Source organism: Leucobacter sp. BZR 635 (genome assembly GCF_048061935.2).
Taxonomy (GTDB): domain Bacteria; phylum Actinomycetota; class Actinomycetes; order Actinomycetales; family Microbacteriaceae; genus Leucobacter.
On the sequence record NZ_JBLUNZ020000043.1, the window covers coordinates 17,444 to 27,819 of the forward strand.

Sequence of the window (10,376 nt, forward strand, 5' to 3'; positions counted from 1 at the left end):
AGGAAAGCCATGCCCCTCACCGTTCATCGTCCTTTGCGCGAGTCGCGCCCCAGCGGCCGTCGGCGCGTCCGAGCGCTCCTCGCCGCCGCACTCGCCACCGGGTTGCTCGCCGGCTGCGCCCCGGGCACTCCTGGCACCGAGGCGGGCAGCGCAGGCAGCCCCGCTCCCTCGGGCGACACGATCACCTTCAGCTACGAGGGGTACTCAGCAGAACTCCCGGCGGACCCGCAGCGCGTGGTGGTGCTCGACAGTCGCAGTGGGCTGGAGATGGCGCTGCTCGCCGACTATCCGCTCGTGGCGACCGCCTACGGCACCGATAGCCCCCTCTCCGAACTCGTCGATGACGATGTCGCGCACCTGAAGAACACCGCCTTCGACCTGAACCGCGAGGAAATCGCGTCGTTCAAGCCCGACCTGATCGTCGTCGGTGTCGGCTGGTGGAACTTCTACGAGGGCGAGGATTTCAAGCTCGATGAGATCGCTCCGGTGCTCGCGGTGAACGACGGGCTGGAGGTCGAGGGAGCTTCGGCTGAGAATCCGTTCGAGGCAATGACCGCGCAGCTGTCGCTGCTCGGGCGCGAGGATCAGGCCGACGAGGCAATCGCTGGGTATGAGCGGGCCCTCGCCGACGCCCGCGAGCGGATCGGTGATGCCGCCGAGGGCAAGGTTGCGTCGGTCATTCACGCACCGACCGACAACTTCACGGTCATTTCAAGCGACTCAATCTACGAGATCGTGTTGCCCGAGCTCGGCTTCACGCTGCTCGACAACGCAGAAATCACGTCGGCACCGCCGAACCCGAACGGCGACGGGCACATGCTCAGCTACGAGAGCGCGGTCAGCTCACTCGGAGATGCCGACATGCTGCTCGTCTACAAGGCTGATGTTGCCGCTGACCTGGATCCGCTGCTGCAGCGTGTGCCCGCCGTCGCCGCGGGTCACTGGATCGACGGGAACCTTGCCGAGCGCTTCGGCTTCGCGCTCACGTACACGAGCTTCGTGAACGGCATCGCTGACGCCGTCGCAGGGTTCGACGGGTTCTAAGGCAGCCCAACGATAGTGCTGGATTGTCGCCCCAGTGCTGTCGCGCCAGTGCTGTCGCGCCAGTGCTGTCGCGCTGCACTCGCCTCACCCCGGGGTTCGCCCGCGGTGACCGGATGATCCGGTCTCGCGGGCGGACCCTTCGCTGTTGGGCGACTTGACTGCGCTCCCCCGCGGCCCAGGGTTCCACTCCCGAGGCGGTGACGCGCACAGCAATCGAGCCCAAGTCATCCGTGCGCAACACTTCAGTGCCGGTTCGCCCGAGTATCTCGAGAAGCGCGGGGGTGGGATGGCCGTAGCGGTTGCCTTCCCCGACCGAGATCAGGGCCAGTTTCGCCTGCAGCTGTTCATAGAGGCCCGCTGCCTGGTCGCGCGAGCCGTGGTGAGCGACTTTGACGATGTCGGCAGTCACGCCCGGATACTCCCGAACCAGCCGCAGCTGCTCGGTTTCACCGGAGTCCCCGAGGAGCACCACGGTGAGCCCGGCAACACGCACCCGCAGAAGCAGACTCGTCGCGTTGGTGTCACGGTGCCGGGCTGCTGTGGGCGGCCCGAGCACCTCCCACGCCAGACCAGCTTCGGCGTTTCCTGCGTTCCCTTCGCTGAAGCCAGAGCTCCGCAGGCCGGCGGCCCCAACGGTCACCGTCACCCCTGCCCTGCCAAGCCGACTCGCGAGGCTCACAGCCTGCTCGCTCTGGTCTTCCGCGGGCGGGGCGAGCACGGCGTCGGCGCGCGCGAGCACCCGGTCGAGCGCTCCGACGTGGTCACGGTGGTCGTGAGTGAGCACCAACAGGCTGATCCGACGGACGCCGAAGAGGTCGAGGCAGCTGTCGAGCAGGTCTGGGTCATCGCCGGTGTCGACGAGCACCACCTGGTCGGGCTGCGCTGGGTCGCGAAGCAGCACCGCGTCCCCCTGCCCCACGTCGCACGCAACGACCGCCCAGTCACGCGGGACTCCACCCCGAACAGTGATCGGAACGATCGCAACTACGGCGATGATGATCCCGGCAGCCGCACCAGCTGCGGCGCGAATCGCGAGCAGTGACACGTCGACGGCCGCGGAGCTCGATCCCGGGCGGTCTGCCCCACGCTCCCGGGTTGGGGCGAGCCACCGCGGGAGGTGTTGTGGCCGTTGTCTCCTGCTCGCCAGCAGTGCGGCGACACCGAGACAGACGTACACTCCCGCGAGCAGCAGGGCGCCGGGCCACCCGCCCGGCCAATACCACCGGGATCCGGGGAGGCCCGCCCCAACCTGCCCCGCAGCTTCGATCCATCGCGCGGGCCACACCGCGCACCAGAGAGCAAGCCCACCGAGCCATGGGCTCAGCGGCAGGAGCAACAGGCTGAGCAGCCCGAGCCCGGTGCCGAGGGGCGCTGCTGGCGCAGCCAGCACATTCGCCAGGACGCCCCCGATGGGAAGCCCGGGCTGCAGCAGAAGCAGCAGCGGCGCGCAGACGGCCTGCGCCACCACGGCCACGGCGAGCGGCAGCGCCAGCACGCCGGGCATCTTCCACCGGTTCCGCAGCCACCGATCGATCGGATTCGCCCAGAGCAGGATCCCGGCGGTCGCCGTGACCGAAAGCGCGAAGCCCGGTTGGATCGCCTGCCACGGGTTCACAATCACAAGGACGAAGGTGGCGAGCCCGAGCGCGGGAAGTGCCGCGCTACGCTTCCCGCCGTAGCCGGAAACGAGCAGCACCGCGGCCATAATGGCGGCCCGTTGCACGCTCGCGTCCGGGCCGACGACCACGACGAACCCGCCGAGAGCGGTGGCGCTCAGCAGGACACGGACCCGACGGCCCGCTCCGAGCCTGCGAGCGGTCGCGGAGATGGCGGTGATCACCAGCGCACAGTTCGACCCCGAAACCGCGGTGAGGTGCGTGAGGCTTGCGGCCAGCATGACCCGGTCGAGTTCGCCGTCGATGAGGCTCGTGTCCCCCACGGCGAGGCCCGGCACTAGCGTCGCACCTGCGGTACCCAACGCGGACTCTCGTAGCGTCGTTCGCAGCTGGGCCGCCACAGACCCAGTCCACTCCCTGAGCCCCTGCCTCGGTGCCGGCTCGGAGACCGCGCCCACGCGGACCTCATACGCGGCCTGGGCTTCGGGAGGCCCTCGAACGAGTGTGCCTTCGAGGTCGACCACGGCCCCCGGATACCACGACGCCTCGGGCGGACCGGCAAGCCACAGCAGCACCGGGACCTCCCTCGGCAGCACGTCGCCCGAGACCGAGATGAGACGCCCGAGCGCCCAGGCACGCTGCTCGCCTCCAATTCCGTCGATCGGGGCGGGGTAGCCTGCGATGCGCACCAGTGCCTCGACCTGCCGACCGCTACCTTCGGCGTCCCGAAGTGCGGGCGCCTCCCGCGCTCGCTCGAGCGCATCGATCCGCACGCCAAGGACGAGTAGCGCAGCGCATCCGACCAGCGCGACACCCCCGAAGCGTGAGAGAGCACCGGCGCGAGGTCGAGCACGGGAGCGCATGAGCACCACGCTCATCGCTACCCCGCCCGCGCCTGCTGCCGCAGCGAGGATGAGCCCTGCGCCGGGTGTGTGGATCGTAGCTGCGGCCACTATCCAGACACCCACCGCTGGTGCGAGCAGCCGCCACTGCCCGTGCGCGCGATCACGGGGCAGCTCGAGGCTCACACGCCCACCCGCTCGCGAAATCGGTCGAGTGTTTTCTGGCCGATACCGCTGACCTCGAGCAGCTGGTCTACGCTCTCGAACCGGCCGTTCGTGCTCCGCCAATCGATAATGCGCTGCGCAAGTGCGGGCCCGATCCCAGAGAGCTGTGTGAGTTCCTCTGCGGACGCCGTGTTCACGTTCACGACCTGCGACGCACCCGCGTCCGCGCCCGTCCCCGCGGAGCTGCTGTCTGCACCACCAACATCACCGCCGGCTGCGGCCTTGGCGTCTCGCAGTAGGGCGGCTGCCTCCACGTCGAGTACCGCAATCTGTTCGCCGTCACCGATTTGTCGGGCAAGGTTCAGAGCGCTGAGGTCTGCGCCTTCGGTAGCCCCTCCCGCTGCCTCGATCGCGTCGAGCACCCGAGCGGACGCGGGAACCTCCACCACTCCCGGGCGTCGCACCTCTCCAATGACGTGCACCATCACCACGGCCACGGGCTCGCCCGCTGCGTCTGCTGCCGCGGGCGAGATGCTGTCCTCCCCCGGGTCACCAGCCCCAGCCGCAAGACTCTCCGACTCACCATCCGCGACGCCGACGTGTGCGGCGGCCGAATCTGTGCTTCCGGCAAGCCCGCGCAGCATGATGACGGCGGTCACCGCAATCGCCACGACGAACAGCGCAATACCCACGGTGGCTGGCAGGCTCAGGCTGCTGGTCAGTCGTTGCAGCAGTGTCGGAGTCGGCGCCCAGCTGAGCGCCTCGGGGTCGACTGGGCCCGCGGAGGCTTCCGTGCGCCACCGGCCGCCCCCTGCGACGCCGGGAGCTTCCTCACGTGGCACAGCGGTGAGCGCCCGAACACCAGGGTCTTTCCCGGGAGGCCCCAGTGGGGAGGCCCAGGAGACGTCGTCGTCTGGCTCATGAGGACGCCGAGCGGCAGCTTTCGAATGGGAAGAGGCGCGAGGTGAGGGATGCATGCGCACCAGTGTGGCCGCAGGCAGGCACGTCGAGGGACGCGTATTGCGAATTGTGGACGGCTCAGCCGGTTCGCGAGAGGAACCTCGCCTGTGCAGAACGCTCTCTGCGTGCAGGAACGCAATGCCGGTCTGGGCTACGGCAGCCGCCGCGGCCCAGACCGGCTGAGTGGAAAGCGGCTAGCTTGCCGGCTTCGTCGCGATCGACACGATCTTCGGGGCCCGCGCGATGACCTTCACGATCTCGCGGTCGCCGATGGCACGCTGCGCGTTCACAGAAGCGCGCGCGGCTGCCTCTGCATCGGCCTCACTGATCGACGGCGACACGGTGATCTTGTCGCGCACCTTTCCGTCGACCTGCACGATCATCAGTACCTCGTCGACGACCGTGAGCGAGGCATCGCCCTTCGGCCACTCAACGAGACCCACGGTCGGCTCGTGGCCGAGCATCGCCCACATGTCTTCCGCGGCATACGGCGCGTACATCGACAGGATGACCGCGATCGCCTCGGCCGACTCGCGAACGGCGGGGTCAGCGACACCGCAACCCGAATCGATGGCCTTGCGGGTCACATTGACCTGTTCCATGAGGCGCGCGATCAGCACATTGAACTTGTAGGACTCGGCGAGCTGCGGCCCATCGATAAGCAGCTGGTGCGTTGCCCGACGCAGCCCCTTGTCGCCGTCTGCAAAGGAGACACCCACGGGTGCTCCGCCGACCTCAATGTCGTGCGCGATGCGCCAGGCGCGCGCGAGGAATTTCGCCGAGCCCTGCACCGACACGTCGGCCCAGTCGATGTCGTCCTCGGGCGGGCCCGCGAACACGAGCGAGACGCGCAGCGCGTCGGTGCCGTGCTCTTCGAGCTCTGAAGCGAACTCGACGATGTTGCCCTTCGACTTTGACATCTTTGCGCCGTCGAGCAGCACCATGCCCTGGTTGAGCATTTCACTGAAGGGCTCTTCGAAGTCGATGTAGCCGAGGTCAAACAGCACCTTGGTGATGAAACGCGAGTAGAGCAGGTGCAGAATCGCATGCTCGACACCGCCGACGTACTGGTCAACTGGGGCCCACTTTTTCGCCTCTGCGGGATCGAACGCCTGCGTGGGATCGTTCGCCGAGAGGAAGCGGAAGAAATACCACGAGCTGTCCACGAACGTGTCCATCGTGTCAGGGTCGCGCGTGAGCGTCTCCCCCGTCTCGGGGTCAACGACGGTCGCCCACTCGGTTGCCGCGCCGAGCGGCGAGGATCCCTTCGGCTTGAGGTCCAGGCCTGCCGCATCGGGCAGCTTCACGGGGAGTGACTCCTCGGCGACGGGCTGCATCGAGCCGTCCTCGGAGTAGAGGATCGGGATCGGGGTGCCCCAGTAGCGCTGACGCGAGATCAGCCAGTCGCGCAGTCGGTATGTGGTCGTCGCGCGGCCGGTGCCACGCTCTTCGAGGACCTCGATGGCGCGGGCGATTGCCGCGTCCTTGCCGAGTCCGTCGAGCTCGGCGGAGTTCACCATCGTGCCCTCGCCGGAGGTGGCGACACCCGAGACTGCGGGATCCGCGAGCGGCTCACCGTCTTCGTCGCGCACGTCGACGACGACCCGAACCGGGAGGTCGAACTTCAGCGCGAAGTCGAGGTCGCGCTGATCGTGCGCGGGCACTGCCATGATCGCGCCGTGCCCGTAGTCGGCGAGCACGTAGTCGGATGCCCAGACGGGAATGCGCTCGCCACTCACGGGGTTCACGGCGAAGTGGTCGAGGAAGACGCCGGTCTTTTCGCGGTCGGTGCTCTGCCGCTCGATCTCGGTCTGCTTCTGCGTCTGCTCCATGTATGCCTGGAACTGCATCCGCACTGCGGGCGAGGCGCCGGCAGCAAGTTCGGCAGCAAGGTCGGAGTCCGGGGCGACCACCATGAAGGTCGCGCCGTGGAGCGTGTCGGGGCGGGTCGTGAACACGGGAACGCGCGCTGAGCGACCCTCGATCTCGAATTCGACCTCTGCTCCGTGCGAACGACCGATCCAGTTGCGCTGCATGCTGATGACCTTGGACGGCCAGCGGCCCTCGAGCTGATCGAGATCGTCAACGAGTCGATCAGCGTAGTCGGTGATGCGGAAGTACCACTGTGTAAGCTTCTTTTTCACGACGACGGCACCGGAGCGCTCTGAGGTGCCGTCTGCGAGCACCTGCTCGTTCGCGAGCACGGTCTGGTCTACCGGGTCCCAGTTCACCCAGCTGGCCTTGCGGTAGGCAAGACCCTTCTCGTACATCTTCAGGAAGATCCACTGGTTCCACTTGTAGTACTCGGGGTCGCTCGTGTGGAGCACGCGGCTCCAGTCGAAGGACGGCGCGTAGGTGCGGAACGAGGCCTTCTGCTGGTCGATATTCGCGTAGGTCCACTCGCGCGGGTCGATGCCTCGCTGGATCGCCGCGTTCTCAGCGGGTAGGCCGAAGGAGTCCCAGCCGATGGGGTGCAGCACATCGTGGCCCTGGCCACGCCAGTAGCGGGCCATGATGTCGCCGAAGGCGAAAGCCTCGGCGTGCCCCATGTGGAGGTCGCCCGACGGGTACGGGAACATATCGAGCACGTACTTCCGTGGCCTGTCTGATTCGAGGCCTACGGGCACCTCAAACGGCTTGAGCTCATCCCAGACGGGTAGCCAGCGATCCTGAATCGCCTTGAAGTCATAGCCGTGCTCAGCATCCTGCTGGCCGGTTCCTTGCTCGCTCACACGCACCTCAACACTCGTCGATCATTTCCGGCCTCAAGGGACCGCACACATCCACCCAGTTTATCCCGCTCGGCGTCAAAGAATTGCCAGCATCGCGGCAGCCTTCAGATCACGCTCTCGCCGCTCGGCCACCGGGTCGGAGTCGATGGTGATCCCACCGCCCGCCCCCACGAACGCGCGCGCAGTCGCCCCGTCGCCCCACGCCCCTCCGTCTGAGGGTTCGCGGCGTAGCTCGATGCCGCGGATCGTCATCGCGAGCTCGGCGTCGCCTGAGTCATCGATCCACCCGAAACACCCCGAATACAGCCCGCGCGGCCCGGCCTCGAGCCCGGCAAGGATCTCCACCGCGCTTCGTTTCGGTGCCCCGGTCATCGATCCGCCAGGGAAACACGCCGCAATCGCGTCGCAGACATCGAGGTCAGCACGAAGTTCCCCCGCGACCGTGCTCACGAGCTGATGCACGCGCGGGTGGGTCTCGACCGCGAGAAAGCGCTCCACCCGCACAGAGCCGACCTCGCACACGCGGGCAAGGTCGTTGCGCATGAGGTCAACGATCATGAGGTTCTCGGCGCGTTCCTTCGGGTCGGCGGCAAGCTCAGCAGCCAACGCCGAATCCTGCTCGGGTGACTGCCCGCGCGGCCGGGTGCCTTTGATCGGATGCGTCGATACAGTACCGTCTCGCACACTGAGGAACCGCTCCGGGCTCGCGCTCACGAGGGCTCGGCCCGGAATCGAAATCACCCCGCCGCGCACTGCTCCTCCCCGCAGTCGCTCGTAGAGCTCAAGCGGCGAAAGCTCCGTCTCTCGCTCAACGGTATCCGTGAGGCACAGCACGTAGGCGTCGCCCGCGCGGATCGCGGCGCGGCACTCCTCGACCGCTTCCTCGTAGTGCTGCTGCCGCCACTGGTGGGCTGCTCCGGCAGCGGTGGGTCCGGCTTTGGTGGGGCCGGGTGCGGTGGGGCCGGGTACGGTGCGGCTGGGGCGCGTGCCCTCCGCGCTTGGCGGCTCCGCAGCCAGCGCCGCACGAAGCGCAGCAATCGCGCCTGATTCTCCCCTGAACTCGCTGGACCTGTGCTCGTGATCGATCACGAGCACCGCGGCAACGCGCAGTGCGAACGCTGGCGCGGTAGCATCCTGGTGAGGATCGGCTCCCAGCAGGGACACGCCAAATTCATAGCCGAGGGCGGCGATCCACCCCGCGGAAAACCCACCGGCGGTTGCCAGGACGGGCGATGATCCTGCATCGCGCGCACTGCTCCTCGCGGCTGGATCGACGGCGGTCGCGCGCAACCCAGCGAGGAACGCGCGCTCCTCTCCCGGCACCGCTTCACGAACCTCGCTCGCAATTCCGAGGTAGCTCACGCGGCGCTCGCCAGGAGGGGCGCCTTCGCCGTCGAGCCAGAACCACGGCGCGTCCCCTTGAGCGAGCGCCAGGGCAGCAGCCCGCGCGCTCATTGCGTCTCCCCTACATTCCACCCTCACAGCGTAGTGCTCGGGGCGTGCCCAAGCCTCAGGAAGCCCCGGAACGCAGCGGCGCGTTACCGGGGCTCAGCTGACTGCGCGGAAAGGAGCGCCTCGAGCTTGCCCGCCGTTTGGGAGAGCAGTGAGACGAGGTCGCGGATGTCACCGAGATCCTCACGCTTGTGCTCGCCGAGGCTGACCGAGCCGACCGGCCGCCCGAGTACGAACACCGGCACGGCGATCGCGCGCGTGTTGCTGTCGTACTCTCCCTCCGAGTACGCCCAGCCTTTCTCCGCGACAAGCAGCATCTCAGCCTCGATCGTGTGCGCGTCTTGGGCAGTCAGGTCGCTGAACTTCGCCAGTGGTCGGTGGTACATGAGCGACTGCCGTTGCGACGGCGACAGGAAGGCGAAGTAGGCGCGCGAGGTCGCGCCCGCGTGTGCCGGGTAGAGCTCGCCGACGAGCGGGTGATCTCGGATCGGAACGTCTCCTCCGTCGACCGCAGCAACGCAGCGCACGTAAGCACCGTCAGCGAGGTTGAATGAGGCTGTCCGGCTCGTGGCGTCCGCGAGTTCTGCGAGTACGGGCTCGACGAGCAGCGCCATGCCGCCGCGGCGCTCCCAAGTGTGCGAAATCCGCCATACCGCGGGGCCCATCCGGTAGCGCCGCGTGACCGGATCGGCGTAGAGAAACCCCCGGTGGGTGAGGGTGCTCAGCAACCGCTGTGCCGCCGACTTGTCGAGGTCGAACTCGGCTGCGAGCTCCATGACGCCCCACTCGGTGCGGCGCGTGGAGAATGACAGCAGGACTGCGAGCGCGCGGTCCACGGTCTGGAGTGCGGGGCGGCGCTCTTGTGGCGTCGCGGGTGCTGTATCGATGGGGATCTCCTGTCTGCCAGAAGCATAGCCAGCGTGCCCGCGACTCAGCGAGAGTTCTCACATAGTGAGATTGAGTTGTGATTGAGATGAGCCCGTGCTGATAATCGGCAGCAGCACCCGACACCGGGCCTGGTTCCGGCTCCGGTGCCGGATCCGGTGTCAGCGCCGGCACCGGCGCCCGCACTAGAACCAGCTTCGGCTCCGGCCCGCGCACGACCGCTCCGTGCGGCACCGCACCACCTCGCACGCACCGACAGAAAGAACTCACGCATGCTTCGCTACGTACTCGATGTTGTCGAGCTCCTCGACACTCCAAAAACCTCGGGAGAGTCCCTTGCGTCTTTCCTGCGCAGCCAGGGGGCCGCCGCGGCAGAAATCTCGGTCCAGACGATTCCAGGCGAGAATGGCCTCTCCACGGACTTCGTTCGGGTGTTCATCCCGGGCAGTGCCGGCAAGTCGGCCGGCGGCAGCGCTCGCACACTCGGGATCATCGGCCGTCTCGGTGGCGTCGGCGCACGGCCCGAGCGCATCGGCTTTGTCTCGGACGGTGACGGCTGCGCGGCCGCGCTTTCCGCAGCAGCGAAGCTCTTGAACATGTCGGCCCAGGGCGATGTGCTTCCCGGCGACGTCATCATCACCACGCACGTCACGGGCTGGGCACCCACGGTTCCGCACGAC

At 67.7% G+C, this 10,376-nt stretch carries 7 protein-coding genes; 2 read left to right on the top strand and 5 right to left on the bottom strand.

What is annotated here, in order from left to right:
• Nucleotides 1-9: 9 nt before the first annotated feature.
• Nucleotides 10-1,044, top strand: coding sequence for an ABC transporter substrate-binding protein (locus tag ACI1US_RS09110; RefSeq protein ID WP_461639868.1), 1,035 nt, complete (start codon nucleotides 10-12; stop codon nucleotides 1,042-1,044).
• Here the strand turns inward: ACI1US_RS09110 and ACI1US_RS09115 are convergent.
• From ACI1US_RS09115 to ACI1US_RS09135, 5 genes are all read right to left on the bottom strand, one after another.
• On the bottom strand, nucleotides 983-3,688 hold the full coding sequence (locus tag ACI1US_RS09115) for a ComEC/Rec2 family competence protein (protein WP_461639870.1): 2,706 nt from the start codon (nucleotides 3,686-3,688) through the stop codon (nucleotides 983-985). The genes ACI1US_RS09110 and ACI1US_RS09115 overlap by 62 nt on opposite strands.
• The gene (locus ACI1US_RS09120) at nucleotides 3,685-4,509 is read right to left on the bottom strand and encodes a helix-hairpin-helix domain-containing protein (protein ID WP_461639872.1); all 825 of its coding nucleotides are present in this window, start codon (nucleotides 4,507-4,509) and stop codon (nucleotides 3,685-3,687) included. Before ACI1US_RS09120 ends, ACI1US_RS09115 begins: the two co-directional genes overlap by 4 nt.
• A 312-nt stretch (nucleotides 4,510-4,821) precedes the next feature.
• A complete protein-coding gene (gene leuS, locus ACI1US_RS09125; RefSeq protein ID WP_416549644.1) occupies nucleotides 4,822-7,359 on the bottom strand; it encodes a leucine--tRNA ligase in 2,538 nt (845 codons plus the stop codon).
• 75 nt (nucleotides 7,360-7,434) lie between these two features.
• On the bottom strand, nucleotides 7,435-8,814 hold the full coding sequence (locus ACI1US_RS09130) for an anthranilate synthase component I family protein (protein WP_461639875.1): 1,380 nt from the start codon (nucleotides 8,812-8,814) through the stop codon (nucleotides 7,435-7,437).
• An 83-nt stretch (nucleotides 8,815-8,897) separates the two neighbouring features.
• A complete protein-coding gene (locus ACI1US_RS09135) occupies nucleotides 8,898-9,647 on the bottom strand; it encodes an IclR family transcriptional regulator (RefSeq protein WP_461639876.1) in 750 nt (249 codons plus the stop codon).
• 321 nt (nucleotides 9,648-9,968) lie between these two features.
• Between ACI1US_RS09135 and ACI1US_RS09140 the strand changes: the two genes are divergently transcribed.
• A partial coding sequence (locus ACI1US_RS09140; RefSeq protein WP_461639878.1) for a DUF1177 family protein occupies nucleotides 9,969-10,376 on the top strand: 408 nt, incomplete at its 3' end.